The following is a 25445-nucleotide window of genomic DNA, read 5'->3' as shown; positions in this document are numbered from 1 at the left end:
GGTCCGACTCCTGGAAAACGTGAGGGAGGAACGGGGCAGGCGCGTACTACTCGACGCGGCGCAGGGCGTCCGCCGGGCGCAGCCGGGAGGCGCGCCAGCCGCCGAAGCCGCCGGCGATCAGACCGCCCGCCACCGCGAGCAGGACGGCCAGCGCGATGGTGGTGAGGCTGACCGGTGCGGTGAGCGCGACCTCCAGGGTCTTGGCCGTCGACTGGCCGCCGCCGGCCCCGCCGCCCATGCCACCGCCGCCGCCACCGGGACCGCCGCCCATGCCGCCGCCGGCCGCGGCGCCGGTGGAGCCGATCTCGGCCTCCAGGCTGGGGCTGACCGCCGTGACGGCGTACGCGCCCGCCAGGCCGAGCGCGATGCCGAGGACGCCGCCGACCAGGCCGTTGACGACGGCCTCGCCGACCACCTGCCGGGTGACCCGGCCGGACTTCCAGCCGAGCGCCTTCAGGGTGCCGAACTCGCGCACCCGGCGGGAGACGGCGGAGGAGGTGAGCAGGCCGGCCACCAGGAACGCGGCGACCAGCACCAGGATCGAGAGCCACTTGCCGACGCTGGTGGCCAGCGAGGAGGCGGTGGACAGCGAGCCCGAGACGGTGTCGGCGAGGTCGGCGGAGGTGGTGACCGTGGTCCCCGAGATGTTCTTCTGGATCGCCGACTTGACGCTGTCGATCTTCTGGGAGTCGGCCGCCTGGACGTAGATGGTGGTGACCTTGTTCTTGGCGTCACCCAGCGTCTGGGCCTGCTTCAGCGGGATGTAGACGTTGGCCGCGGCGTCCCCGCTGTCGGCGGTGGCGATCCCGATGATCTTGAACTTGGTGTCGCTGATGGTGAGGGTGGAGCCCTTCTTCAGCTCCTTCTCCTTGGCGTACGCGGAGTCGACCACGGCGACCTTGGCGTTGGTCTCGGACGTCTTGAAGGTCCGGCCGCTGGTGATCTTCGAGGAGGTCAGCGGGCCGAGCGCGGTCTTGGTGACGTCGGTGCCGTAGACGGTGTAGCTGTTGACGTCGAAGTCGGCGCCGCCGCCCTGGACCTCGCCGCCCTGCTGGCTGCCGGTGCCGCCGCTGGGGGCGCCGCCCTGGCCCTGACCCTGCGTCTCGCCGCCGCTGCCCTGCTGGAACTGACCGCGGGTGAACTGGCCGCTGACCTTCATGACCTGGAGGCTGAGCCCTCCGACCGCGTCGGCCACACCGCTCTGGTCGGCGACCTTGCCGACGGTGGTGCCGGCCAGTGTCTGGAAGCCCTGCACCATCACGCGGTCGGTGGACTGCTCCGCGTCGGAGTCGCTGTCCTGCGCGTCGAACTGGAAGCGGGGGCGCTCGCTCTGTCCGCCCTCGCTGTCGTCCGCCGCGGCGGCGGCCTTGGTGACGGTCATGTCGGTGCCGAGCCCGTACAGCGACTCCAGGACCTTGTCCTGGGCCTTGCCCATGCCGGAGGACACGGAGTTGACGACGATGACCAGCGCGATGCCCAGCGCGAGTCCGGAGGCGACGACGAGGGCCGCTTTTCTACGGCGGCGCAGCTCGCGCCTCAGGTAGGTGAAGAACATGGCCGCAAAGTAGGGACGGCGCGTGATGGCGGAATAAGCCTTGGATAAGAGGAGGATGAGAAGGCTGAGAGATGCCGATGTGTGACCAAAGCGAAGCGCCGTCCGCCCCGGCGGGGCGAACGGCGCTTGCGCGAAGGGGAATTACGGGGGCGTCAGATCGCCGAACCCGCCTTCCAGTCGGCCCAGTCCATGTTCCAGCCGTTCAGGCCGTTGTCCGGGGCGATGGTCTCGTCGCCGGTGTTCTGCACGACCACGACGTCACCGATGATGGAGTGCTCGTACATCCAGGCGGCCGGGGTGCTGGAGTCGTTGGCGCCCTTGGTGTCGGACAGGCCCACACAGCCGTGGCTGGTGTTCTCGCTGCCGAAGATGGACTTGGCGCCCCAGTAGTTGCCGTGGATGAAGGTGCCGGAGGTGCTCAGCCGCATGGCGTGCGGTACGTCCTTGATGTCGTACTCGCCCTTGCCGTCGTCGTCGGTGAAGCCGACCGTCGAGCCGTCCATCCGGGTCTCCTTGTACTTCTCGGAGATCACCATCTGGCCCTCGTAGGTCTTGTTCTCCGGGGAGCCGGCCGAGATCGGGATGGTCTTGATGGTCTTGCCGTCCTGCGTGACCTTCATCTGCTTGGTCTTCGCGTCGACGTAGGAGACCTGGTTGCGGCCGATCTTGAAGGTGACCGTCTTCTGCTGGACGCCGAAGACCCCGTCGGCGCCCTCGACGCCGTCGAGGGCGAGCTTCAGGGTGACGGTCGAGCCTTCCTTCCAGTACTCGTCCGGGCGGCAGTCCATGCGCTGGGTGCTGAACCAGTGACAGGCGACCTCCTGGCCGCTGTCGGTGTTGACCGTGATGCCCTTCTGGACGGCGGCCTTGTCGGTGATCTCCTTGTCGAAGTTGATCGAGACGGGCATGCCCACGCCGACCGTGGCGCCGTCGTCCGGCGTGAAGGTGCCGATGAAGCTGTTGTCCGGGGAGACCGTGGTGAACGACGCGTTCTCGTGGGCGGCGCGGCCGTCGGAGTCCTCGGCCGTCGCCGTCAGCTTGTAGGTGGTGGCCCGCTCCAGCTGCGCGCTGGGCTTCCAGCTGGTCTTGTCGGCGGATATCTCGCCGCTGACCTCGGTGCCGTCCGAGGTGGTCATCTTGACCTCGGTGAGCGTGCCCTTGGTCACCGAGACGGCCGCGGAGTTGTTGATGGAGGCATTGTCCGACCCGTTCTCCGGCGTGATCTTGATCTGCGCCTCGGAGGTCTTCTCGGCCGCCGCCTTGTCGACCTGGGTCTGCGAGGACTCCCCGCCACCCCCGGTCGCGTCGTCGTCGCCGCCGGAACACGCCGAGAGCATCAGTACACCCCCGAGCAGCGCGGACGCGGCCGCGAGGCCCTTGCGCCGCTTACTGTTCGTCATCACACGCTTCTCCATCGCTACCGATTGCGAAAACCCCGGGATTCCCCGTCAACCTGTTCAACGCTACGACCGGTTCGTCCCGTTCCACCTGGCCCCCAGGTGTGGGCCACACCACGTCCGCCGGGGCGAACGGTCTGGTGCCGGTGTCGGTCCGTGCGCCGGTTGAGACGAAGGAACCCCGGGTGGCGGTTGCCGCCCGGGGTCACGGTTTCCCCAAGGAGCGTCAGCCGACCGTCATTTCCGCGCCGTCTTCCTCGTCCAGAGGGTCATCATCCTCGTCGAGGTCCCAGTCCGTCGCATCGGGGTCGTAGTCGATCCGCTCGCTGCTCCAGGACGCCTGCCGCAGCCCGACCCCCGGCACCTCGCTGACCAGGTCGTACGGGTCCACCAGATGGGCCAGCGCCTCGGCGGTGTCCTCGGTCACAGCGCCCTCGGCGCGGGTCCGCTCCGCCGCGGACAGGCCGGCGTCCTCGGCGATCCGGCGCAGCGCGGCCCCGGCGACCGCCGTGTCGTCCTCGACCTCCAGGACGACTTCGACACGAATGCGTACATACCGTGATGTCTCGTCAGTGCTCATGCCCGGAGCGTACGGCCGAGGGGTCCCGTGACTTTCCTGTGACCCGCGCCTTTCACTAACATCGCCCCACACGGCCAATTCACCAGCGCCACAAGGGGATCGATATTCAGTGTCATCCGCTCGCCGTCCGTTGCTGACCGCCGCCGCCGCAGGCGGCCTGCTGTGCGCCCTGTGGTTCGTACCGACCGCCAACGCGACCTCGCAGAGCCCGACCGGGAGCAGACCGTCGGACAGCCCGTCCGCGCAGGTCACCGAGCAGGCGCGGGCCGCCGCGACGACCCCGGAGGCCGCCGCCGACGGCACCCGGCTGGCCGACACCGGCAGCTTCGACAGCACCCCGTACGTCATCGGCGGCACCGCCTGTCTGGGCCTCGGCGCCGGGTTCGTGGTCTATTCGGCGCGCCGCGAACGCCTCGGTTTCTGACCGGCGGCGCTTTCGCCCGGAAAGCCCTAGCGCAGCGGTCCGGTGACCGTCTCGGCCGCCGCGACCAGCCGTCCGGCCCGGACGAAGGCGTCCGCCGCGGCCAGGTCCGGCGCCAGGAACCGGTCCGGTCCCGGCCCCTGGACCCCGGCCTCGCGGACGGCGTCGACGACGGCCCGCGAGGCCGGGGCGGGGGTGAGGCCCTCGCCCTCGCGCAGCTGGATCGCCCGGGTGGCGGCGTACAGCTCGACGGCGATCACCCGGCTGAGACCGTCCACGGCGGTGCGCAGCTTGCGCGCCGCCGACCAGCCCATCGACACGTGGTCCTCCTGCATGGCGGAGGACGGGATGGAGTCCGCCGACGCCGGTACGGCGAGCCGCTTCAGCTCGCCGACCAGGGCGGCCTGCGTGTACTGGGCGATCATCAGCCCGGAGTCGACGCCGGGGTCGTCGGCGAGGAACGGCGGCAGCCCGTGGCTGCGGTTCTTGTCGAGCAGCCGGTCGGTGCGCCGCTCGGCGATGGAGGCCAGGTCGGCGACGGCGATGGCGAGGAAGTCGAGGACGTAGCCGACCGGGGCGCCGTGGAAGTTGCCGTTCGACTCGACCCGCTGGTCGGGAAGCACGACCGGATTGTCCACGGCCGCCGCCAGCTCCCGCTCGGCGACCAGCCGGGCGTGCGCGAGGGTGTCGCGGCCGGCGCCGGCCACCTGCGGGGCGCAGCGCACCGAGTAGGCGTCCTGGACCCGGGGGGCGTCGTCCTGGTGGTGGCCGGTGAGCCCGGAGCCGGCCAGTACGGCGGCCATGTTGGCGGCGGCGGCGGCCTGCCCGGGGTGCGGGCGGATGGCGTGCAGTTCGGGGGCGAGCACCCGGTCGGTGCCGAGCAGGGCCTCCAGGGTGAGGGCGGCGGTGATGTCGGCCGACTTGTAGAGGGTGTCGAGGTCGGCGAGGGCCATCACCAGCATGCCGAGCATGCCGTCGGTGCCGTTGAGCAGGGCCAGGCCCTCCTTCTCGCGCAGCTCGACGGGGGTGATGCCGTGCTCCGCGAGCAGTTCGGCGGCCGGCCGCACGGTCCCGTCCGGGCCCTCCGCGTCGCCCTCCCCCATCAGGGTCAGCGCGCAGTGCGACAGCGGGGCCAGGTCGCCGGAGCAGCCGAGCGAGCCGTACTCGTGCACGACCGGGGTGATCCCGGCGTTGAGCACGTCGGCCATGGTCTGCGCGACCTCGGGGCGGACGCCGGTGTGCCCGGAGCAGACGGTCTTCAGCCGCAGGAACATCAGTGCCCGCACCACCTCCCGCTCGACGCGCGGTCCCATCCCGGCGGCGTGCGAGCGGACGATGTTGCGCTGGAGCCGGGCCCGCAGTTCGGGGCTGATGTGCCGGGTCGCCAGGGCGCCGAAGCCGGTGCTGACGCCGTAGACCGGGTCCGGCTTGGCGGCCAGCGCGGCCACGGTCTCGCGGGCCGCGGCCAGCGCCGTCACCGCCTCGCCGGACAGCTCGACCCGGGCGCCGCCGCGCGCCACGGCGAGCACGTCGGACGCGGTGATCCCGGCGGTCCCCACCACCACAGTGTGCATATCCATATTCAGGAGCGTACGCAGTGAATTCGACGGTGTCACCCTTGGGGGCGCTGTTCACCCCTTACACCGCGCGGGGCGGCCCGCCGGGCCGGTAGCTTCGGTGCCGAACGTCCGTCACTGGAGGATCCGTTGCGCCCGTACCGGCCGTCGTCACCGCAGTGGCGCAAGCCGTCCCCGCTGGGCTTCGGCGTCGCCGTGGACTCGGTGAGCAACGTCGCCGCGCCGCTGCTCGCCGGTTTCGCCGTGGCCGCGATCGGTGTCGTCGCGGCCGACAGCGACAAGTTCCGCTGGCCCGGACCGGTCCTGCTGTTCCTGACCCTGGCGGCACTGCTGTTCGTCACCTGCGTGCAGTTCGGCTTCCACGCCCGCCGGCACCTCTACTCGTACGCCGACATCACCGCCTGGTGGACGGAGGAGGAGGTCAGGGACCGCCGCGACCTGCTGCGCGAGGAGCAGAACCACGACTTCGAACTGTGGGACGGCTGGCGCCGCCGGACCTACGCGGCCTACACCGGCGGCATGATCATGCTGTGGGCGGGGGTGTCCCTGGTTCTGGTACCGCCCGCACCGGGTACCACCCTGGACACACCGTTCCGCTGGGCGGCGGCGGCCGTGGCGGCCTGCGCGGGCGTGGGCGAGGCGGTGTGGAGTGCGTATCCGTGGATCACCCGCCGGGTACGGCGGCGCCGGCTGCTCAGGGGGAACACATGACAGGTGACGGACCGCGGGCCCCCGGCGACGACGGCGCCCGGTTCCGCCCGGAAGCGGTACCGGCCCGGCCCGCCCCACCGGCGCCCTCCTGCCCGGCCTGCCACCACAGACACGCCCACGCACCGGGCTGCGAACTGACCGCACTCCCGGTCCGGGAGGCGGCGACACTCGGCCACGAGGCGGCCCTGGCCCGGGTACGCGGACACGCCGACGACGACTATCCGCTGCCACCGCCGATCCCGCCCGGGCCGGGCTACGGATTCCCACCACCGACAGCAACCGCGGCCTGCCCCGCCTGCCACCACCAGCACCAACACCAACCCGGCTGCCCCCTCACCACCCTCCCGGTCCGGGACGCCGCCACCCTCGGCCACGCGGCGGCCCTCGCGTGGGTGCGGGGCGGCGGCCGGCAACCGGCCGTGCCGGGCACACCGGCGGCGCCGACCGCGGCCTGCCCCACCTGCCACCACCAGCACCAACACCAACCCGGCTGCCCCCTCACCACCCTGCCCGTCCGGGACGCCGCCACCCTCGGCCACGACGCGGCGCTCGCGTGGGTGCGGGGCGGCGGCCGGCGACCGGCCGTGCCGGGCACACCGGCGGCGCCGACCGCGGCCTGCCCCGCCTGCCACCACCAGTACCGGCACCAGCCCGGCTGCCCCCTGGACCCGCTGCCGGTCGACGAGGCCGCGCTGCTCGGACACGACGCCGCGCTCAACCGGGCGCACGCGCTCCGCGCGCCCGCGGCCACCGCCCCGCCGCCACCGGCGGACACCTGTCCCGCCTGCCACCACACCCGCCGGCACCGGCCGGGCTGCGAGCTGGCCGCGCTGCCCGTTCCGGAAGCCGCCGTCCTCGGTCGCCGGGCCGCCCTCGACCTCATCCGCGTACGGGCCGCGTCCGGCCCACCGGACCCGCCGGACCCGTCGGCCCCCGGCTTCTTCCGCCGGTTGCTGCGCAGGCGCCGCCGCTAGGGCGCGTGCCGCCCCCGGAACCGGCGGCGTTCCCCGTCGCCGCGCTCCCCCGACGGCTGGTCGGCCAGCCGGACGACCGGGTCGTCGGGGCCCTCGCGGCCGGCCACGACCGGTTGGCCGGCCCGGTCCGCCTTGGCCCGGTACTGCGCGGCGTCCGCGAGCCGGAAGAGCCGGCGGGCGGAGCGCACCGGGCCGATCGGATCGCCGGTGGAGGCCACCCCGCAGGCCACCCCGTCACCCAGCTCCAGCACGGCGGCCCGGCGGCACAGCTCCCCGGCCGCCCCGACCACCGCGTCGGCGGGCGGGCCGACCGCGAGCAGGCAGAACTCGTCCCCGCCGAGCCGCGCCGCCAGCGCCCCCGGCAGCATCGCGCCGCACAGCGACAGCACCGAGCCGAACCGTTCGAGCAGCCGGTCGCCGACCTCGTGCCCGTGGGTGTCGTTGACCCGCTTGAGCCCGTTGAGGTCGCAGACGACCAGGCTGACGGTCACACCGTCCCGGCGATGGCGTTCCACCGCCTCGTCCAGATGGGCGTCGACCGCGCGCCGATTGGCCAGCCCGGTCAGCGCGTCGGTGTACGCCAGCCGCCGCACCTCCTCCAGCCGCTCGGTCTGCGCGATCCCGGCGGCGACCACGGAGGCCAGCACGGTGGCGAAGTCGGCGTCGGCCCGGCCGAAGACCGGCTCCCCCACCGGCCGGGCCACGTACAGCTCGCCCCACGCCCGCCCGTGCAGCACGATCGGGGCGACCACGCAGCAGCCGCGCCCCCGGCGGCGCAGCGCGGCGACGCGCTGATGGACGTAGCCGGGGCGGCCCGCCGCCGGGCCCTCGGCGGTCTCCACCCAGGCGTCCGGCTCGCCCCCGCCGGCCCACCGCTCGTGCAGGAACTCGGTGATCTCCGCGAACTGGTGCACCGGGTAGGACTCGTCCTCCGGGAACTCCTCCTCGCCCTCGGCCCGCGCGCCCACGTTCACCAGCACCCGCAGCCGGCCCAGCTCGCGTTCCCACACCGAGAGGGCGGCGAAGCTGCCGCCCAGCGCCCGGCAGCCGCCGACCGCCGCCGCCCGCCACGCCTCCCGGAGGCCGTGCGCGGCGGCCATCCCCTGCGCCAGCGCGACGACGGCCGCGAGGCGTCTGTCCTCACCCATTGCCTCAGGTTAGGCACATACAGGACATACCGCCGCTGGAGGTCAGGCGCCGGTACCTACTCCCCCGGCCACTGCGGCTGCCGCTTCGCGTTGAACGCCGCCACGCCCTCCGCCCGGTCCCCGGAGAACGCCACCGTGCGCCACGCCGCGTCCTCGATCTCCAGTCCGGACCGCAGGTCGAGCCCCTGCCCGAGCCGCAGCGCCCGCTTGGCGGCGCGCAGCCCGACCGGCGAGTTCGCCGCGATCCGCGCCGCCAGCGCCAGCGCCTCGTCCCGGTCCTGCCGCTCCGCCACCAGCTGGTCGACCAGGCCCAGCTCACGCGCCTCGGCCGCCGCCACCCGGCGGGCGCTGAAGATCAGCTCGGCGGCGCGCGCCGCCCCGACCCGGCGCGGCAGCAGCTGCGTACCGCCGCCGCCGGGAATCACCCCGACCGACACCTCGGGCAGCCCCACCACCGCCGTGCGGTCGGCGACGATCACGTCGCAGGACAGCGCCAGCTCGAAGCCGCCGCCCAGCGCGAAGCCGTGCACGGCCGCGACGGTGGGCACCGGCAGCTCCAGTACGCCGGTGTACGCGCCCCGGCTGACCGGCCGCTGGCGCAGCATGTCGGCGTCGGTGAAGGAGTTGCGCTCCTTCAGGTCGGCGCCGACGCAGAACGCCCGCTCATGGGTCGAGGTCAGCACCACCGCCCGCACCTGCGGGTCGGCGCCCAGCGCCGCGCAGGCCGCGCCGATCGCCCGGGCCATGCCGGACGACACCGCGTTCATGGCCTTCGGCCGGTCCAGCGCGAGTTCCGCGACATGACCGTCCGCGTGCCGCCGTACCAGCACGAACTCCCCGTACCGCTCCTCGCTCATGACACCCCTCCACAGAGACAGCAAGCACTTACGACGACGGCTCGCCCCGCCGGGTCAGCAGCCACGGTTCGACCACCCCGAGGCCGCGTACCGGACGCTGCCACATCGGCTGGAGCCCGAACCGGTACACCGGCGGGTCCTCGCCCGCCTTCTCCGCCGCCGCGGCCTCCTCGGCCGCCTCCGCCTCGGAGGACGGCGCGTCCCCGGTGCGGATCAGCTCCTCGGCGAAGGCGGTGTCGACCAGGACGGCGTCGCGGGGCGCTATCGAGGTGAGCCGGGAGGCCAGGTTGACGGTCGTGCCGAAGACATCACCCATCCGGGTGGTGACCGTGCCGAAGGCCATGCCGACCCGCAGCTCCGGCATCGTCTCGTCGCCGGACATGGTCTCGATCAGCCGCAGCGCGATCTCGGCGGCGGTGCCCGCGTCGTCGGCGGCGTACAGCACCTCGTCGCCGAGGGTCTTCACCAGCCGTCCGCCGCGCGCGGCGATCAGGTCGGCGGCGGTGGTCTCGAAGGCCTCGACCAGCTCGCCGAGCTCCTCCTCCTCCATCCGGCGGGTCAGCCGGGTGAAGCCGACCAGGTCGGCGAAGCCGACCGCGAGGCGCCGGTCGACCATCTCCTCGTCGTCGGTGACCTGCACGACCCGCCCGGCGGACGCGGCGAGCTGCCGCCGCCAGACGTAGACCAGGAACTCCTCCAGCTCGGGCAGCAGCAGCTCGACGATCGGATACGTGACCTCGGTGCGGGTCATGCCCGGCTCCGGCGGCTCGGTCAGGCCCTCCAGGAAGGAGTCCATCTGCCATTCGGCCAACCGGGCGGTGGTCTGCCCGGTGGACCGGGCCACCTGCACCGCCATCGCCTCGCTGAGCAGCCCGGCCTCCACCAGACCGGCCAGCCGCCGCAGCGCCAGTACGTCGGCCTCGGTGAGCGCCTTGGCCTGCCCGATGTCGGCGAAGCCCATGGCCCGCCAGAACCGGGAGGCCAGCTCCATGGAGACACCGGCGCTGCGGGCGGCCTGGAAGGGGGTGTAGCGGCGCCCGGCGCCCAGGATGAGCTGTTCCAGACGGAGCGCGAGCGGGTCGTCGCCGGATTCGGCGGGGTCCACCTCGCCGTCCCCGTCCGTGCCCGAGCCCGTGTCGTCGACGGTCACGCCTGCTGCCTTCCGATCTGCCGCGGTCAGATAGCGACCGGGCCCAACTTTACGACAGCTGTGGGCCAGCTCACTCCCGTGAGCCGCCGGCTCACAGGCTGCTCATACTCAGGCCGGCCGCAGGTGGACGATGTCCCCCGCGCCCACCGGCTCCCGTACGCCGTCCTCGGTGGCGAGCACGAGGCGCCCGTCGCCGTCCACCGCGACCGCCTCCCCGGTGACCGCCCGGTCGCCCGGCAGCTCCGCCCGGACCGCCCGGCCGAGCGTCGCGCACCCGGCGGCGTACGTCTCCTGGAGCCCCGAGGGCCCGGGGTCGCCGCCGGCCGCGCGCCAGCGCCCGTACCACTCCTCCAGCGACCGCAGTACGGCGCGCAGCAGGGTGTCGCGGTCGGTGCTGATGGCGTCGGCCAGCAGCAGCGAGCCGGCCCCTGGGACCGGCAGCTCGTCGGCGCGCAGGGTGACGTTGATGCCGACGCCGATGACGACCCCGTGGGAGCCGGCCCGTTCCGCCAGGATGCCGCCGGCCTTGCGTTCCGCGCCGCCGACGGTGACCAGGAGGTCGTTGGGCCACTTCAGGGCGGTGTCGACGCCGGCCGCGCGGGACAGGCCGGTGGCCACCGCGACCCCGGTGAGCAGCGGCAGCCAGCCCCAGCGGGCCACCGGCACCTCGGCCGGGGTGAGCAGCACGGAGAAGAACAGGCCGGAGCGGGCGGGCGCGGTCCACCGCCGGTCGAGCCGCCCCCGCGCCGCGCTCTGCTCCTCCGCGATCAGCACGGCCCCCTCCGCCGCCCGCCCCCCGGCGGCCCGCGCCACCAGGTCGGAGTTGGTGGACCCGGTGCGCTGCACCACCTCCACCTCGCGCCACAGCCCGCCCGCCCGGACCAGTCCGCGCCGCAGGGCGGTGGCGTTCAGGGGCGGCCGGTCCAGGTCGGACCACCGGCTGCGGCTGCGGTCTGCGTCATCTCGCGGAGTCATGCAAGCCACCCTAGGTGTGGGAAACACCGCACTGCCGATCGGTAGGCACCCCACTACGCTGCGGTAGAACAACCGTCCCCACCGTTTGAGCAGGCAGGGAGCCGCATCCCGATGTCCGAGCCGGAAGAGCAGCAGCCCGATGTCCACACCACCGCGGGCAAGCTCGCGGACCTGCGCCGCCGTATCGACGAGGCCACGCACGCCGGTTCGGCCCGCGCCGTCGAGAAACAGCACGCCAAGGGCAAACTGACGGCCCGTGAACGGATCGGCCTCCTGCTCGACGAGGGGTCCTTCGTCGAGCTGGACGAGTTCGCCCGGCACCGCTCCAGCAACTTCGGCCTCGCCGACAACCGCCCCTACGGCGACGGCGTGGTCACCGGCTACGGCACGGTCGACGGCCGTCCGGTCGCCGTCTTCTCCCAGGACTTCACCGTGTTCGGCGGCGCGCTGGGGGAGACGTACGGGCAGAAGATCTGCAAGGTGATGGACTTCGCGCTCAAGACCGGCTGCCCGGTCATCGGCATCAACGACTCCGGCGGCGCCCGCATCCAGGAGGGCGTGGCCTCGCTCGGCGCGTACGGCGAGATCTTCCGCCGCAACACCCACGCCTCCGGCGTGATCCCGCAGATCTCGCTGGTCGTCGGCCCGTGCGCGGGCGGCGCGGTCTACTCCCCCGCGATCACCGACTTCACCGTCATGGTCGACCAGACGTCCCACATGTTCATCACCGGCCCGGACGTCATCAAGACGGTCACCGGCGAGGACGTGGGCTTCGAGGAACTGGGCGGCGCCCGCACCCACAACACCGCCTCCGGCGTGGCGCACCACATGGCCGGCGACGAGAAGGACGCCATCGAGTACGTCAAGCAGCTGCTGTCGTACCTGCCGTCCAACAACCTCTCCGAGCCGCCCGCCTTCCCCGAGGAGGCCGACCTCGACGTCACCGACGAGGACCGCGAGCTGGACATCCTGGTCCCGGACTCGGCGAACCAGCCGTACGACATGCACACGGTCATCGAACACGTCCTGGACGACGCCGAGTTCTTCGAGACCCAGGCGCTGTTCGCGCCGAACATCCTCACCGGCTTCGGCCGCGTCGAGGGCCGCCCGGTGGGCGTGGTCGCCAACCAGCCGATGCAGTTCGCCGGCTGCCTGGACATCACCGCCTCCGAGAAGGCGGCCCGCTTCGTGCGCACCTGCGACGCCTTCAACCTCCCGGTCCTCACCTTCGTGGACGTCCCCGGCTTCCTGCCGGGCGTCGGCCAGGAGCACGACGGCATCATCCGGCGCGGCGCCAAGCTGATCTACGCCTACGCCGAGGCGACCGTCCCCCTGATCACGGTCATCACCCGCAAGGCGTTCGGCGGCGCCTACGACGTGATGGGCTCCAAGCACCTGGGCGCCGACCTGAACCTGGCCTGGCCGACCGCCCAGATCGCCGTGATGGGCGCCCAGGGCGCGGTCAACATCCTGCACCGCCGCACCATCGCCGACGCCGCCGACCCCGAGGCGGCCCGGGCCCGCCTGATCCAGGAGTACGAGGACACCCTCCTCAACCCCTACACGGCCGCCGAGCGCGGTTACGTCGACGCGGTGATCCTCCCGTCCGACACCCGCGCCCACCTGGTCCGCGGCCTGCGCCAGCTCCGCACCAAGCGAGCGTCCCTCCCCCCGAAGAAGCACGGCAACATCCCGCTGTAAGGAGCCGCTGTGACCATCAAGGTCGTACGGGGCAACCCGTCCCCGGAGGAACTGGCCGCCGCCCTGGCGGTGGTCAGGGCCCGCGCCGCGGCGCCGGCCCCCGAACCGGCCCCGGACCCGACCCGGGACGCGTGGTCCGACCCGGCCCGGATCGCACGGACCCGTTTGCCGCAGCCGGGCCCGGCATCATGGTCACGTACGTATTGGCCAGGAAGCTTCTAGGGGCGCGGGGAACCGCGCACAGCAGGACAGCGAAGGGCGCACATCTGAGTACCCCTACTCAGGCGCCCGACCCGCCCAAGCCCCACGCTGGTGGCATGCTCTGGTCCGACCCCGAAGACAAACCCCCCGAGGAACTGCGCGACGCGCAGGCCATGCTCCGGCGGCTCGGCCCGCTGATGGCCCTGGCCATGATCGTCGCGATGATCGTGATCTGCACGAGGTGAGCCGCAGGCCCCCTCGTGGCTAACCTGACCGCATGACTGATCAGCCCCGCCGACTCGTCCTCGCCTCCCAGTCCCCCGCCCGGCTGGGCCTGCTCCGGCAGGCCGGGCTCACCCCCGAGGTGATCGTCAGCGGCGTCGACGAGGACGCCGTCAGCGCCCCCACCCCGGCCGAGCTGGCCCTCGCCCTCGCCGAGGCGAAGGCGTCCGTCGTGGCCGCCCGCCCGGAGGTGCACGGCGCGCTGGTGATCGGCTGCGACTCGGTCCTCGACCTGGACGGCCGGGCCCTGGGCAAGCCCGCCGACGCCGAGGACGCCACCGCCCGCTGGAAGGCGATGCGCGGCCGGGCCGGCACCCTCCAGACCGGGCACTGCGTGTGGGACACCGCGTCCGGCCGGCACACCGCGGCCACCGCCTCCACCGTGGTCCGCTTCGGCGAGCCGAGCGACGCGGAGATCGCCGCCTACGTCGCCTCGGGCGAGCCGCTGCACGTGGCCGGGGCGTTCACCCTGGACGGCCGCTCGGCGCCGTTCATCGAGGGCATCGAGGGCGACCACGGCAACGTGATCGGCCTCAGCCTGCCCCTGCTGCGCCGGCTGCTCGCCGAACTGGGCGTGGGGATCACGGAGTTGTGGGCGCCGCAGGAGGCGCGGGGCTGACCCGGTCCCGGGGCTCAAGGGGTTCCTCGGGCGCGTCGTAGGTCATCAGCAGCAGCACGATGAGCCCGAGGACCAGGATCATGAAGACGAAGGCCGCCGGTCCCACCAGCCCCCAGCAGAGCGCGCCGAGCAGCCCGTGCACCACCGCCGCGCTGATCAGCAGCGCCCGGCCGAGCCCGGCCGGCGGCCGGTCGCGCACCGCCACCAGCAGGGCGACCAGGCCGCACAGGGCGAAGTAGAGCCCGAAGACCAGGCCGCCGAGCTTCGCGGACACCGACATCGCGCCCGCGTCCAGCCCGGCCAGGGACATCTCCTGGCGGTCGACGACGACGCCCAGGAACCAGTTGAGCGCCGCGACGCCGAGCGCCTCGGCGAAGAGCAAGACCGCCACCACCCATGCCACTGGCCTGCGCACCACCGCGATCCCCACCTCTTACCCTGGGTACGTTTCGTACGTCGGGGACGCTACTAGCGAGTAAACCGACGGACAAGAGTCGCGACGGTGGCAAAGAATCATTGGTCCATTCGTAGGGACTCCACAAAGAAACGGAGTGGCGCGCAGCACGCTCTCACAGAGACCCTGGCCACACCGGGCGGCTAGGGTTTGTCGGTGGAGTCCGCCGCACCCTGATGCGACAAGGGCTTTCGCGGGTCGAGCGAGCCTCGAGTCACACTCCGTGTGGGCAAGCTCACCATTGGGGACGGGTCGAAGGCTCGTGTCGGCAGTCCCTAAACTCGGCTTGTTTCAAGGAGGGAGCCTCAATCGTGCGCAAGGTGCTCATCGCCAATCGTGGCGAAATCGCTGTCCGCGTGGCCCGGGCCTGCCGGGACGCCGGGATCGCGAGCGTGGCCGTCTACGCCGACCCGGACCGGGACGCTCTGCATGTCCGCGCCGCGGATGAGGCGTTCGCCCTGGGCGGTGACACCCCGGCGAGCAGTTACCTGGACATCGAGAAGGTGCTGAGGGCGGCGCGCGAGTCGGGCGCGGACGCGGTCCACCCCGGCTACGGCTTCCTCTCGGAGAACGCCGAGTTCGCCCAGGCCGTGCTGGACGCCGGGCTGATCTGGATCGGCCCGCCGCCGCACGCCATCCGCGACCTCGGCGACAAGGTCGCCGCCCGGCACATCGCCCAGCGGGCCGGCGCCCCGCTGGTGGCGGGCACCCCGGACCCGGTCTCGGGGGCCGACGAGGTCGTCGCGTTCGCCGAGCAGCACGGCCTGCCGATCGCCATCAAGGCGGCGTTCGGCGGCGGCGGGCGCGGCCTGAAGGTGGCCCGCACGCTGGAGGAAGTACCCGAGCTGTACGACTCCGCGGTCCGTGAGGCGGTGGCGGCCTTCGGGCGCGGGGAGTGCTTCGTGGAGCGCTACCTGGACAAGCCCCGGCACGTGGAGACCCAGTGCCTGGCCGACACCCACGGCAACGTGGTGGTCGTCTCCACCCGGGACTGCTCGCTCCAGCGCCGTCACCAGAAGCTGGTCGAGGAGGCCCCGGCGCCGTTCCTGTCCCAGGCCCAGCTCGACGAGCTGTACGCGTCCTCGAAGGCGATCCTGAAGGAGGCCGGCTACGTCGGCGCCGGCACGGTCGAGTTCCTGGTCGGCATGGACGGCACGATCTCCTTCCTGGAGGTCAACACCCGCCTCCAGGTGGAGCACCCGGTGACCGAGGAGGTGGCCGGCCTCGACCTGGTGCGCGAGATGTTCCGGATCGCCGACGGCGAGGAGCTGGGCTACGGCGACCCGGTGCTGCGGGGTCACTCGTTCGAGTTCCGGATCAACGGCGAGGACCCGGGCCGCGGCTTCCTGCCGGCGCCCGGCACGGTCACCGCGTTCGACCCGCCGGCCGGTCCCGGGGTCCGGCTGGACGCGGGCGTGGAGTCGGGCAGCGTCATCGGCCCGGCGTGGGACTCGCTGCTGGCCAAGCTGATCGTGACCGGCCGGACCCGCAAGGAGGCCCTGGAGCGGGCCGCCCGCGCGCTGGACGAGTTCACGGTCGAGGGCATGGCCACCGCCATCCCGTTCCACCGCGCGGTGGTCCGGGACCCGGCGTTCGCCCCCGAACTGACCGGTTCCGCCGACCCGTTCACGATCCACACCCGCTGGATCGAGACGGAGTTCGTCAACGAGATCAAGCCGTTCACGGCCACCGCCGACGCGGACACCGACGAGGAGACCGGCCGCGAGACGGTCGTCGTGGAGGTCGGCGGCAAGCGCCTGGAGGTCTCCCTGCCGACCTCGCTGGGCATGTCGCTGGCCCGTACGGGCCTGGCGGCGGGCGCCAAGCCCAAGCGCCGGGCGGCGAAGAAGTCCGGCCCGGCCGCCTCCGGCGACACCCTCGCCTCCCCGATGCAGGGCACGATCGTCAAGATCGCGGTGGAGGAGGGCCAGGAGGTCAAGGAGGGCGACCTGATCGTCGTCCTCGAAGCGATGAAGATGGAACAGCCGCTGAACGCCCACAAGTCCGGCACCATCAAGGGCCTGGGCGCCGAGGTCGGCGCGTCGGTCACGTCCGGCGCGGCGATCTGCGAGATCAAGGACTGACCCGACGGCGCAGCACGCGCACAGGCGCCCGGTGGACCGCAACGGTCGGTCCGCCGGGCGCCTTGCCGTACGCCGCGACGGACCTCGACGGGCCGCGCCGGGGGTACGGGCGGCCCAGCGGCCCCCTACCGGGGCGACAGGGGCACCCGGGGCACGGGCGGCCCAGCGGACCGTACCGGCGTACGGGCGTACGGGCGTACGGGCCCTCAGCGGACCGTACCGGCGGCACGCCGGCCGCCCCCGCGCGGTGGGCGCCTCAGCGCCGCCGTAGATCCGCGACCCGGGCCCGGGCCTGCTGTTCCGCGCCGGGGCCGCCCGGGCCGCCCTGTTCGCCCAGGGCCGCGGCCGAACGCAGTCCGGGGCCCGCTCCGGGAACCTGGCGACGCGGGCCGGGCAGTGGCACGTCCCGGCGCTGCTGGCGCCCCGGACCGGCCTCATCCCCCGGGCCTGGCCGGCCCGTCGCTCCCCCCGACGCACCGGCCACCGCGATCTGTACGCCCTGGTCGGCGAGAGCCTGGAGTTCGGCGCCCGCGCGGTCGTCGTGACCGGGCGGCTCGTCCGTCACCAGCCGGGTGATCACTTCCGTGGGCACGGTCTGGAACATGGTGTCGGTGCCGAGCTTGGTGTGGTCGGCCAGGACCACCACCTCGGCGGCGGCCTGCACCAGCGCGCGGTCGACGGACGCCGAGAGCATGTTGGAGGTGGACAGCCCCCGCTCGGCGGTCAGCCCGCTCCCGGAGAGGAACGCCTTCGACACTCTGAGCCCCTGGAGGGACTGCTCGGCACCGCTGCCGACGAGGGCGTAGTTGGTCCCTCGCAGCGTGCCGCCGGTCATCACGACTTCCACCCGGTTGGCGTGCGCGAGCGCCTGGGCCACCAGCAGGGAGTTGGTGACGACGGTCAGGCCGGGCACCCGGGCGAGCCGGCGGGCCAGCTCCTGGGTGGTGGTTCCCGCCCCCACCACGATGGCCTCGCCCTCCTCCACGAGGCTCGCGGCGAGATCGGCGATGGCCGTTTTCTCGGCGGTCGCGAGATGGGACTTCTGCGGAAAGCCGGACTCCCGCGTGAACCCGCCCGGCAGTACCGCACCGCCGTGCCGGCGGTCGAGGAGTCCTTCTGCCTCCAGTGCGCGCACGTCCCGCCGTACGGTCACTTCGGAGGTCTGGACGACGCGGGCGAGTTCACGGAGCGACACGGCCCCGTTCGCTCGCACCATTTCGAGGATCAATTGGCGACGTTCTGCAGCGAACACGAAACTGACAGTAACCCCAGCGACCGTCTGCTTTCAGCAGTTTGCGCCGAATAACTAAAGTTGTTCGCACTGTGCCACGGGGAGTGGTATAAGCCGCCCCGCTACGGGCTGTCACCCCTCCGGCCAGCCCTCCGGTCAGCCCTCCGCGCCGGACTTCCGGGTGTGCAACTGCCGTGCCACCTCGGCGATCGAGCCCGAGAGCGAGGGGTACACGGTGAACGCGTTCGCGATCTGCTCGACCGTCAGGTTGTTGTCGACGGCGATCGAGATGGGGTGGATGAGTTCCGAGGCGCGCGGCGCGACCACCACGCCGCCGACCACGATCCCGGTCCCCGGCCGGCAGAAGAGCTTGACGAAGCCGTCCCGGATGCCCTGCATCTTGGCGCGCGGGTTGCGCAGCAGCGGCAGCTTGACCACCCGGGCGTCGATCTTCCCGGCGTCCACGTCGGCCTGCGAGTAGCCGACCGTGGCGATCTCGGGGTCGGTGAAGACGTTGGAGGAGACAGTCTTCAGGTTCAGCGGGGTGACCGCGTCGCCCAGGAAGTGGTACATGGCGATCCGGCCCTGCATGGCGGCGACCGACGCGAGCGCGAAGATGCCGGTCACATCACCGGCGGCGTAGACGCCCGGCGCGGAGGTCCGGGACACCTTGTCGGTCTTGACGTGCCCGGACTCCTTGAGCGTGACCCCGGCCTCCTCCAGCCCCATGCCCTCGGTGTTCGGGATGGCGCCGACCGCCATCAGGCAGTGCGACCCGGTGATGACCCGCCCGTCGGCGAGGGTGACCTCGACCCGGTCGCCGACCCGCTTGGCGGACTGGGCCCGCGAGCGCGCCATGACGTTCATGCCGCGCCGCCGGAAGACGTCCTCCAGGACGGCGGCGGCGTCCGGGTCCTCACCCGGCAGCACCCGGTCCCGGGAGGAGACGAGGGTGACCCGCGACCCGAGCGCCTGGTAGGCCCCGGCGAACTCGGCACCGGTCACACCGGACCCGACCACGATCAGCTCTTCCGGCAGCTCGTCGAGGTCGTAGACCTGCGTCCAGTTGAGGATGCGCTCGCCGTCGGGCCGGGCGTCCGGCAGCTCCCGGGGATGTCCCCCGGTCGCGATCAGCACCGCGTCCGCGGTGAGCGTCTCCTCGCTGCCGTCGGCGGCGCGCACCACGACCTTGCGCGACCCGTCGAGCGCCTGCATCCCCTCCAGGCGCCCGCGCCCGCGCATCACGCGCGCGCCGGCGCGCGTCACGGAGGCGGTGATGTCGTGCGACTGCGCGAGCGCGAGCCGCTTCACGCGCCGGTTGACCTTGCCGAGGTCGACGCCCACGACCCGGGCGGCCTGCTCCAGCGGCGGGGTGTCGTCGGCGACGATGATGCCCAGCTCCTCGTAGGAGGAGTCGAAGGTGGTCATCACCTCGGCCGTGGCGATCAGGGTCTTGGACGGCACGCAGTCGGTGAGCACCGACGCCCCGCCCAGGCCGTCGCAGTCGACGACGGTCACCTCCGCGCCGAGCTGTGCGGCGACCAGCGCCGCTTCGTATCCGCCGGGTCCGCCACCGATGATCACGATCCGAGTCACGTACCCCATTGTCCCGCACGCTTCAACGGGACACCGCCCGGGGCCCGGCCCGATGCGCCTCCGTTATCCGCCGCGAACCGGAACACCCCGTACCCTCTCCCCATGTCGCTCTACGCCGCGTACGCCGGCAACCTCGACGCGCGGCTGATGTCCCGCCGCGCCCCGCACTCGCCGCTGCGCGCCACCGGCTGGCTGAACGGGTGGCGGCTGACCTTCGGGGGCGAGCGGCTGGGCTGGGAGGGCGCGCTGGCCACCCTGGTGGAGGACCCGCTGTGCCAGGTGTTCGTCGCCCTCTACGACATCGCCCCGATGGACGAGGACTCCCTCGACCGCTGGGAGGGCGCGGGCCTGGACATCTACCGGCGCACCCGGGTACGGGCGCACACCCTGGACGGCGAGGAACAGGCCTGGACGTACGTCCTGAACGCCTACGAGGGCGGCCTGCCCTCGGCCCGTTACCTCGGCGAACTGGCCGACGCGGCCGAATCTGCGGGCGCGCCCCACGACTACGTGATGGAACTGCGCAAACGGCCCTGCTGAGGCCGGTGCCTCTCGTCAGAAACAACAGCGCAACGATCGCGAACCCGCCGCCCTCATCATCTACGCGCGTAGGCCCAAACCGGCTACCCTCATCCGCGTGAACGCATCTCTTCTTCCGGACGACATCCAGGGCGACCCCCATGCCGCCGCCGACGCCGCCGCGGCCCGGCTGCGCGAGCTCACGGGCGCCGAGACCCACGACGTCGCCCTCGTGATGGGCTCCGGCTGGGCCCCGGCGGTGGACGCGCTGGGCGCCCCGGACGCCGATCTCCAGGTCACCGAGCTGCCCGGCTTCCCGCCGCCGGCCGCCGAGGGCCACGGCGGCAGGATCCGCTCGTACCGCATCGGCAACCGCCGCGCCCTGGTCTTCCTCGGCCGCACCCATTACTACGAGGGTCATGGCGTCGCCTCGGTGGCGCACGGGGTGCGGACCGCCGTCTCGGCCGGCGCCAAGACGGTCATCCTGACCAACGGCTGCGGCGGTCTGCGCGAGGGCATGCGTCCCGGCCAGCCGGTCCTGATCAGCGACCACATCAACCTGACGGCGACCTCACCCATCGTCGGCGCGAACTTCGTGGACCTGACCGACCTGTACTCGCCGCGGCTGCGGGCCCTGTGCAAGGAGGTCGACGGAACACTGGAGGAGGGCGTGTACGCCCAGTTCCCCGGCCCGCACTACGAGACGCCGGCGGAGATCCGGATGGCCCGGGTGATCGGCGCGGACCTGGTGGGGATGTCCACGGTGCTGGAAGCGATCGCGGCCCGGGAGGCGGGGGCGGAGGTGCTGGGCATCTCCCTGGTCACGAACCTCGCCGCGGGGATGACGGGCGAGCCGCTGAACCATGAGGAAGTACTCCAGGCCGGACGGGATTCGGCGGCACGGATGGGCTCCCTTCTCACCCAGGTGCTGGGCCGCCTGTAACCGCGGTACCAGGGGGCTCCGGACCCGGCTCGGGCACCCTCGGCGCAGGGCGGCGTTACGGTTGGGGGCCGCTGGGCCCCCGGCCGCCGCGACTGAGCCGACCGAGTCGGGTGGTGGGTGGGTGGCGCCCCGGGGGCACGCGCACCGACCCGCACCGCACCACCCCGCACCGCACCGCACCGCACCGCACCGCACCGCACCGCACGACGAAAGGCTCACCCCGTGCACGCCCACGCCGATGTCATCGCCGCCGCCAGGGCCTGGCTGGCCGAGGATCCCGACCCGGAGACCCGTGCCGAGCTCGCCGGGATCATCGACAAGGAGGACGTCGCCGAGCTGACCGCCCGTTTCGCCGGCACCCTCCAGTTCGGCACCGCCGGCCTGCGCGGCGAACTCGGCGCCGGGCCGATGCGGATGAACCGGGCGGTCGTGATCCGGGCCGCCGCCGGGCTCGCCGCCTACCTGCGGAAGCAGGGGCACGGCAGCGACGGGCTGGTCGTCGTCGGGTACGACGCCCGGCACAAGTCGCTCGACTTCGCGCTGGACACCGCCGCCGTGATGACCGGCGCCGGACTGCGCGCGGCCGTCCTGCCCCGCCCGCTGCCCACTCCCGTCCTCGCCTTCGCCATCCGGCACCTCGGCGCCGTCGCGGGAGTGGAAGTCACCGCCAGCCACAACCCGCCCCGCGACAACGGGTACAAGGTGTACCTCGGCGACGGTTCGCAGATCGTGCCCCCGGCGGACGCGGACATCGCCGCCGAGATCGACGCCGTGGGGGGCCTGGACGGCGTACCGCGTCCGGACGGCGGCTGGGAGACCCTGGACGACGCCGTCCTCGACGCCTATCTGGCCCGCACGGACGCCGTCCTCGCCGCCGGCTCCCCGCGCACGGCCCGTACCGTCTACACCCCGATGCACGGCGTCGGGCGGGAGACGCTGCTCGCCGCCTTCGCCCGGGCCGGTTTCCCGGCACCCGTGCTGGTCGCCGAACAGGCCGACCCGGACCCGGACTTCCCGACCGTCGCCTTCCCCAACCCGGAGGAGCCCGGCGCGATGGACCTCGCCTTCGCCACCGCCCGCGCCGCCGGTCCGGATCTGGTGATCGCCAACGACCCGGACGCCGACCGATGCGCCGTGGCCGTGCCCGACGGGGACGGATGGCGGATGCTGCGCGGGGACGAGGTCGGGGCGCTGCTCGCCGCGCATCTGGTGAACCGGGGTGCGACCGGCACCTTCGCGGAGTCGATCGTCTCCTCCTCGCTGCTCGCCCGCATCGCCGGCGCGGCCGGGCTGCCGCACACCGAGACCCTCACCGGCTTCAAGTGGATCGCCCGCGCCGAGGGCCTGCGCTACGGCTACGAGGAGGCCCTCGGCTACTGCGTCGACCCGGACGGGGTGCGGGACAAGGACGGTGTCACGGCCGCCCTGCTCGTCACCGAACTGGCCTCCGTACTCAAGGCGGAGGGCCGGACACTGCTCGATCTCCTCGACGACCTCGCCGTCGCGCACGGGCTGCACGCCACCGACCAGCTCGCCGTCCGGGTCGAGGATCTCGCCGTCATCGCGGATGCCATGCGCCGGCTGCGGGAACACCCGCCCACCGCGCTCGGCGGACTGCCGGTCACCCGGGCCGAGGACCTCACCGAGGGCACGGACGGGCTGCCGCCCACCGACGGGCTGCGCTACACCCTGGACGGCGCCCGGGTCGTCGTCCGCCCCAGCGGCACCGAACCCAAGCTGAAGTGCTACCTGGAGGTGGTCGTGCCGGTCACCGACCACACCGGCCTGCCGACGGCCCGGGCCACGGCGGCTGAACGGCTGACGCAGATCAAGCGGGACCTGTCGGCCGCGGCCGGTCTCTGAGCGCAGGCGGCCGGGGTCTCCTCGGCGGACAGGGACGCGCTGTCGGTTGCCGTTGTGGGCGTACCGGAGCGCGGTACCTGTTCGCCTGCTGGAGTCGCGTCAGCCCTTGAGACGCGTGGACAACAGCGGCTACTGCGCCCAGCCGGATGACTGGTCGGTGGCCCACCGGAAACTTGCTGCGGACTTGTGCATCAGATGCGGCACGAACCGCGGCCCGTCGACGTGGCGATCGGGCTGGGCAGCCACGACCTCGGCGTCGCCACCCGCTCCGCCGAGCTGTACCGCTCCGGCTTCACCGGCCGGCTCATCGCTGTGTGACTTGCCTGCCCGCCCCGGCCAGTCCCGCCTCGGTGCTGGTGGGCTCCAGGAACCGTCGGCTCCGCTGATAGATTCCCGCAGTGGGCGAGCAACTACCCGGCGGCTGCGTCGTGCTGACACCCGACGAGATCGCAGCCCTGCACGCCAGGTGGTCATCCTGCTGGACCCCGAGTGAACTCGCGCAGCAGCTGACCGGGATCAACACGCCTTGGTACGTGGCCGCGGGCTGGGCGCTGGACCTGTTCCGCGGCAAGCGGACGCGCGCTCATGGCGACATCGAGATCGCGATCCCGGCCGCGGGTTTTCCAGAAGTCCGCGACCGCTTCCCCGGCCACATCTTCGACGCGGTAGGCAGCGGCCGGATCTGGGAGAACGCCGCACCAGAGGTGCTGGCCGCCGTACATCAGACATGGCTCCGCGACCCGGCCTCCGGAAACTACCTGCTCGACGTGTTCCGCGAACCGCATGACGGCGACACCTGGATCTGCCGACGCGACGAGAGGATCCAGCTTCCCTACAGCGGCATCATCCACCACACCCACGACGGCATCCCGTATCTGGCACCCGAACTGGTCCTGCTGTTCAAGGCCAAGCACGTCCGTCGAAAGGATCAAACAGACTTCGAGGCGACCGTCCCGTACATGACCTCTGCTCAGCGCGAGACCCTGGCCGAACTACTCGCCCTTGTGCACCCGGGACACCTCTGGATCGCGGACCTGTAGCCGACGCTTGGAACATCGCGGATCGACTTCAGCGCGGCCAGCGTGTTCGCCGCGCTTTTCCTGCGGTGGTTGACGCCCCATAGGCGGTCGTCGCCTCACGGTCCGGGTCGGGGAACTCCTTCCACGCCTTGGTGCGCTGGAAGGTGACACCGCGGCGGTCCAGCAGGCCGCGTAACGTCTCGCGGCCGATGACGATCACCCGCCCGTGGACTTTACGCAGTGACCAGCGGGTGAAGGGCCGGCCGAGCTCCGTGGGGCGGGTGGTGGCCGTCGCCACGACGAAGTCCTCGTCGTCAGGGCTGAGTTGGCGGGGACGGCCTCCCGCCCATCGAGGGTCCAGGCAGGCCAGGCCGATCTCGTTGAACCGGTGGATCACGTCCCGGACGGTGTGCTCGTCGGCCCGCACCAGCTGTGCGATCACTGGCACCCGGTTGCCGCCGGCCGAGGCCAGCAGCATCATCGCGCGCCGGTAGCGAGCCGAACTCGTGCTGCCCCGGCGCACGATCTGCTGCAGCTTCTGCCCCTCCCCGTCGGTCAGTCCGCGCACGCGGACGGACTCGGCCACCGCACTCCAGCGGTCGGATCGGAGGTCACCACACATCCAACCGCCACGATCACCCCGTGCCGACCACGGGCGGGACCGATCTGGTCAGGAATTCACGGATGGCGGGAGCGGTGGCGCGGGCGAGGTCCACGGCAGTCTGGAGGTCGTCGCCGATCGGGATCGTGGCCAGTTGTCCGTTGGGGAGGGTGTCGGCGGCCGCTTCGGCAAGAGCGGTGGGGTGGCGGGGGTCGGTGCCCGGGAAGATGAGGGTCGGCACGGTGATCGTCGCGAGTTCGTCGACGCTCCGGAAAGAACGGTCATGGCCGATAGCGGCTGCGGCCACGATGCTGGCGGGGTCCGATCGAGGGATGGCGTCGCGCACCATGGTGCCAACAACCGTAGGGAATCCGGCGAGGATGGGCTCCCAACCCGCCTCGATGCCATCAGCCTCGACGCGGGCGGCGAACGCGTCGAGGAAGCGGATCTCGGCCTTCTTGGCCTCGTCGTCCTCAATGTCCTCAACCCCGATGAGCACGGCCGCCCGGACCCGGTCCGGGTGTGCGGCCGCCGTCCGAAGCGTGATCGTGGAGCCCAGGCCCGCGCCGGCGAGTACGGCACTGGAAAGACCGATGTGGTCCAGGAGCCACATCACGTCCTCGACATACCGGGCCCAGGTATAACGGGCCGGGTCCGTGCAGACCGACCGGCCGTAGCCACGCAGGTCGGGCAGTACGACTAAGAAACGATCGGCAAGCCGTTCGGCCAGCGGAAGCATGCTCTTGTGGTCAGGGCCGCCGGCATGCATAAGGACCAGGGCCTGCCCCTCTCCAGTGATGGTGGCGTGCAGGGTGCAGTCGTCGGCCGACTGGTAGCTGATCTCTTCCATGAGCCGAATTTAGAGCGGCCACACCAGCGTCCGGTACGCCTTAGACGCCATTTCACTTGGCGTGATCTTGCGGCATTCTGGGGTGATGACTGCTGCGCTTGTCGAGCGGATGGCGCCGGAGGACCTGTGGTCCTTGT

Annotated in this window: 24 protein-coding genes and 2 pseudogenes; 13 read left to right on the top strand and 13 right to left on the bottom strand. The window is 72.4% G+C overall.

The window, feature by feature from the left end:
• Nucleotides 1-46: 46 nt before the first annotated feature.
• The 3 genes from AB0G32_RS15125 to AB0G32_RS15115 all read right to left on the bottom strand — a co-directional run bounded on the left by AB0G32_RS15125 (nt 47) and on the right by AB0G32_RS15115 (nt 3532).
• The gene (locus tag AB0G32_RS15125; RefSeq protein ID WP_361162634.1) at nt 47-1555 is read right to left on the bottom strand and encodes an FtsX-like permease family protein; all 1509 of its coding nucleotides are present in this window, start codon (nt 1553-1555) and stop codon (nt 47-49) included.
• Between the two features lie 152 nt (nt 1556-1707).
• Nucleotides 1708-2955 (bottom strand): Ig-like domain-containing protein, encoded by a 1248-nt coding sequence (locus tag AB0G32_RS15120; RefSeq protein WP_361162633.1) that lies wholly within the window; start codon nt 2953-2955, stop codon nt 1708-1710.
• A 223-nt stretch (nt 2956-3178) separates the two neighbouring features.
• Complete coding sequence (locus tag AB0G32_RS15115) at nt 3179-3532, bottom strand: hypothetical protein (RefSeq protein WP_361162632.1); 354 nt, start codon at nt 3530-3532, stop codon at nt 3179-3181.
• A gap of 109 nt (nt 3533-3641) precedes the next feature.
• On the opposite strand from AB0G32_RS15115, the gene AB0G32_RS15110 reads away from it, so the two are divergent.
• Nucleotides 3642-3956, top strand: a complete 315-nt coding sequence (locus AB0G32_RS15110; RefSeq protein WP_361162631.1) for an LPXTG cell wall anchor domain-containing protein — start codon at nt 3642-3644, stop codon at nt 3954-3956.
• 26 nt (nt 3957-3982) lie between these two features.
• Here AB0G32_RS15110 and hutH read toward each other — a convergent pair whose 3' ends face one another.
• Nucleotides 3983-5527, bottom strand: a complete 1545-nt coding sequence (hutH, locus tag AB0G32_RS15105; RefSeq protein ID WP_361162889.1) for a histidine ammonia-lyase — start codon at nt 5525-5527, stop codon at nt 3983-3985.
• Nucleotides 5528-5659: 132 nt separating this feature from the next.
• On the opposite strand from hutH, the gene AB0G32_RS15100 reads away from it, so the two are divergent.
• On the top strand, nt 5660-6241 hold the full coding sequence (locus tag AB0G32_RS15100) for a hypothetical protein (RefSeq protein ID WP_361162630.1): 582 nt from the start codon (nt 5660-5662) through the stop codon (nt 6239-6241).
• Entirely contained in the window at nt 6238-7215 is a 978-nt protein-coding gene (locus tag AB0G32_RS15095; RefSeq protein WP_361162629.1) for a hypothetical protein, read from the top strand. Before AB0G32_RS15100 ends, AB0G32_RS15095 begins: the two co-directional genes overlap by 4 nt.
• Here the strand turns inward: AB0G32_RS15095 and AB0G32_RS15090 are convergent.
• The 4 genes from AB0G32_RS15090 to AB0G32_RS15075 form a co-directional block, all read right to left on the bottom strand.
• Nucleotides 7212-8363 (bottom strand): diguanylate cyclase, encoded by a 1152-nt coding sequence (locus AB0G32_RS15090; protein WP_361162628.1) that lies wholly within the window; start codon nt 8361-8363, stop codon nt 7212-7214. The genes AB0G32_RS15095 and AB0G32_RS15090 overlap by 4 nt on opposite strands.
• A gap of 56 nt (nt 8364-8419) precedes the next feature.
• Nucleotides 8420-9220 (bottom strand): enoyl-CoA hydratase-related protein, encoded by an 801-nt coding sequence (locus AB0G32_RS15085; RefSeq protein WP_361162627.1) that lies wholly within the window; start codon nt 9218-9220, stop codon nt 8420-8422.
• 28 nt (nt 9221-9248) lie between these two features.
• On the bottom strand, nt 9249-10370 hold the full coding sequence (locus tag AB0G32_RS15080) for an adenylate/guanylate cyclase domain-containing protein (RefSeq protein WP_361162626.1): 1122 nt from the start codon (nt 10368-10370) through the stop codon (nt 9249-9251).
• A gap of 108 nt (nt 10371-10478) precedes the next feature.
• Nucleotides 10479-11345, bottom strand: a complete 867-nt coding sequence (locus AB0G32_RS15075) for a biotin--[acetyl-CoA-carboxylase] ligase (RefSeq protein WP_361162625.1) — start codon at nt 11343-11345, stop codon at nt 10479-10481.
• A gap of 111 nt (nt 11346-11456) precedes the next feature.
• Here AB0G32_RS15075 and AB0G32_RS15070 point away from each other — a divergent pair, with 111 nt between their 5' ends.
• From AB0G32_RS15070 to AB0G32_RS15055, 4 genes are all read left to right on the top strand, one after another.
• Entirely contained in the window at nt 11457-13046 is a 1590-nt protein-coding gene (locus AB0G32_RS15070; RefSeq protein ID WP_361162624.1) for an acyl-CoA carboxylase subunit beta, read from the top strand.
• 9 nt (nt 13047-13055) lie between these two features.
• Nucleotides 13056-13268 (top strand): acyl-CoA carboxylase subunit epsilon, encoded by a 213-nt coding sequence (locus tag AB0G32_RS15065; protein ID WP_361162623.1) that lies wholly within the window; start codon nt 13056-13058, stop codon nt 13266-13268.
• Nucleotides 13269-13363: 95 nt separating this feature from the next.
• Nucleotides 13364-13492 carry a hypothetical protein gene (locus AB0G32_RS15060; RefSeq protein ID WP_361162622.1) on the top strand — a complete coding sequence of 43 codons (129 nt, stop codon included), beginning with the start codon at nt 13364-13366 and terminating at the stop codon, nt 13490-13492.
• Between the two features lie 32 nt (nt 13493-13524).
• Complete coding sequence (locus tag AB0G32_RS15055; RefSeq protein ID WP_361162621.1) at nt 13525-14148, top strand: nucleoside triphosphate pyrophosphatase; 624 nt, start codon at nt 13525-13527, stop codon at nt 14146-14148.
• On the opposite strand, the gene AB0G32_RS15050 is transcribed toward AB0G32_RS15055, so the two are convergent.
• Nucleotides 14111-14566, bottom strand: coding sequence for a hypothetical protein (locus AB0G32_RS15050; RefSeq protein ID WP_361162620.1), 456 nt, complete (start codon nt 14564-14566; stop codon nt 14111-14113). The two genes, AB0G32_RS15055 and AB0G32_RS15050, sit on opposite strands and share 38 nt — an antisense overlap.
• A 347-nt stretch (nt 14567-14913) precedes the next feature.
• On the opposite strand from AB0G32_RS15050, the gene AB0G32_RS15045 reads away from it, so the two are divergent.
• Nucleotides 14914-16686, top strand: a complete 1773-nt coding sequence (locus AB0G32_RS15045; protein ID WP_361162619.1) for a biotin carboxylase N-terminal domain-containing protein — start codon at nt 14914-14916, stop codon at nt 16684-16686.
• Between the two features lie 256 nt (nt 16687-16942).
• Here the strand turns inward: AB0G32_RS15045 and AB0G32_RS15040 are convergent, their stop codons facing one another.
• On the bottom strand, nt 16943-17938 hold the full coding sequence (locus AB0G32_RS15040) for a DeoR/GlpR family DNA-binding transcription regulator (RefSeq protein WP_361162618.1): 996 nt from the start codon (nt 17936-17938) through the stop codon (nt 16943-16945).
• A 135-nt stretch (nt 17939-18073) separates the two neighbouring features.
• Nucleotides 18074-19522 carry an NAD(P)H-quinone dehydrogenase gene (locus AB0G32_RS15035; RefSeq protein ID WP_361162617.1) on the bottom strand — a complete coding sequence of 483 codons (1449 nt, stop codon included), beginning with the start codon at nt 19520-19522 and terminating at the stop codon, nt 18074-18076.
• A gap of 93 nt (nt 19523-19615) precedes the next feature.
• Here AB0G32_RS15035 and AB0G32_RS15030 point away from each other — a divergent pair, with 93 nt between their 5' ends.
• The 5 genes and pseudogenes from AB0G32_RS15030 to AB0G32_RS15010 all read left to right on the top strand — a co-directional run bounded on the left by AB0G32_RS15030 (nt 19616) and on the right by AB0G32_RS15010 (nt 23878).
• Nucleotides 19616-20053 carry a gamma-glutamylcyclotransferase gene (locus tag AB0G32_RS15030; protein ID WP_361162616.1) on the top strand — a complete coding sequence of 146 codons (438 nt, stop codon included), beginning with the start codon at nt 19616-19618 and terminating at the stop codon, nt 20051-20053.
• A gap of 97 nt (nt 20054-20150) precedes the next feature.
• Nucleotides 20151-20975, top strand: coding sequence for a purine-nucleoside phosphorylase (locus AB0G32_RS15025; RefSeq protein ID WP_361162615.1), 825 nt, complete (start codon nt 20151-20153; stop codon nt 20973-20975).
• A 222-nt stretch (nt 20976-21197) separates the two neighbouring features.
• Nucleotides 21198-22838, top strand: a complete 1641-nt coding sequence (locus AB0G32_RS15020) for a phospho-sugar mutase (protein WP_361162614.1) — start codon at nt 21198-21200, stop codon at nt 22836-22838.
• Nucleotides 22839-23027: 189 nt separating this feature from the next.
• Nucleotides 23028-23129 (top strand): annotated as a pseudogene (locus AB0G32_RS15015) (YdcF family protein); the annotation flags it as partial.
• 107 nt (nt 23130-23236) lie between these two features.
• A complete protein-coding gene (locus AB0G32_RS15010) occupies nt 23237-23878 on the top strand; it encodes a hypothetical protein (RefSeq protein ID WP_361162613.1) in 642 nt (213 codons plus the stop codon).
• Between the two features lie 17 nt (nt 23879-23895).
• Here AB0G32_RS15010 and AB0G32_RS15005 read toward each other — a convergent pair.
• Both AB0G32_RS15005 and AB0G32_RS15000 read right to left on the bottom strand, forming a co-directional pair.
• Nucleotides 23896-24443: pseudogene (locus AB0G32_RS15005) on the bottom strand (helix-turn-helix domain-containing protein); the annotation flags it as partial.
• Between the two features lie 49 nt (nt 24444-24492).
• The gene (locus tag AB0G32_RS15000; RefSeq protein ID WP_361162612.1) at nt 24493-25308 is read right to left on the bottom strand and encodes an alpha/beta hydrolase; all 816 of its coding nucleotides are present in this window, start codon (nt 25306-25308) and stop codon (nt 24493-24495) included.
• Between the last annotated feature and the right edge of the window lie 137 nt (nt 25309-25445).

It is taken from the genome of Streptomyces sp. NPDC023723 (assembly GCF_040639815.1).
Taxonomy (GTDB): domain Bacteria; phylum Actinomycetota; class Actinomycetes; order Streptomycetales; family Streptomycetaceae; genus Streptomyces.
This window is presented reverse-complemented; position numbering and strand designations above follow the sequence as displayed.

Excerpts from the sequence above, each read along its gene's own strand:
- AB0G32_RS15125 (WP_361162634.1), bottom strand. The coding sequence starts at position 1,555 with ATGTTCTTCACCTACCTGAGGCGCGAGCTGCGCCGCCGTAGAAAAGCG.
- AB0G32_RS15120 (WP_361162633.1), bottom strand. The coding sequence starts at position 2,955 with ATGACGAACAGTAAGCGGCGCAAGGGCCTCGCGGCCGCGTCCGCGCTG.
- AB0G32_RS15115 (WP_361162632.1), bottom strand. The coding sequence starts at position 3,532 with ATGAGCACTGACGAGACATCACGGTATGTACGCATTCGTGTCGAAGTC.
- hutH (WP_361162889.1), bottom strand. The coding sequence starts at position 5,527 with ATGCACACTGTGGTGGTGGGGACCGCCGGGATCACCGCGTCCGACGTG.
- AB0G32_RS15095 (WP_361162629.1), top strand. The coding sequence starts at position 6,238 with ATGACAGGTGACGGACCGCGGGCCCCCGGCGACGACGGCGCCCGGTTC.
- AB0G32_RS15090 (WP_361162628.1), bottom strand. The coding sequence starts at position 8,363 with ATGGGTGAGGACAGACGCCTCGCGGCCGTCGTCGCGCTGGCGCAGGGG.
- AB0G32_RS15085 (WP_361162627.1), bottom strand. The coding sequence starts at position 9,220 with ATGAGCGAGGAGCGGTACGGGGAGTTCGTGCTGGTACGGCGGCACGCG.
- AB0G32_RS15075 (WP_361162625.1), bottom strand. The coding sequence starts at position 11,345 with ATGACTCCGCGAGATGACGCAGACCGCAGCCGCAGCCGGTGGTCCGAC.
- AB0G32_RS15070 (WP_361162624.1), top strand. The coding sequence starts at position 11,457 with ATGTCCGAGCCGGAAGAGCAGCAGCCCGATGTCCACACCACCGCGGGC.
- AB0G32_RS15060 (WP_361162622.1), top strand. The coding sequence starts at position 13,364 with ATGCTCTGGTCCGACCCCGAAGACAAACCCCCCGAGGAACTGCGCGAC.
- AB0G32_RS15055 (WP_361162621.1), top strand. The coding sequence starts at position 13,525 with ATGACTGATCAGCCCCGCCGACTCGTCCTCGCCTCCCAGTCCCCCGCC.
- AB0G32_RS15035 (WP_361162617.1), bottom strand. The coding sequence starts at position 19,522 with ATGGGGTACGTGACTCGGATCGTGATCATCGGTGGCGGACCCGGCGGA.
- AB0G32_RS15030 (WP_361162616.1), top strand. The coding sequence starts at position 19,616 with ATGTCGCTCTACGCCGCGTACGCCGGCAACCTCGACGCGCGGCTGATG.
- AB0G32_RS15000 (WP_361162612.1), bottom strand. The coding sequence starts at position 25,308 with ATGGAAGAGATCAGCTACCAGTCGGCCGACGACTGCACCCTGCACGCC.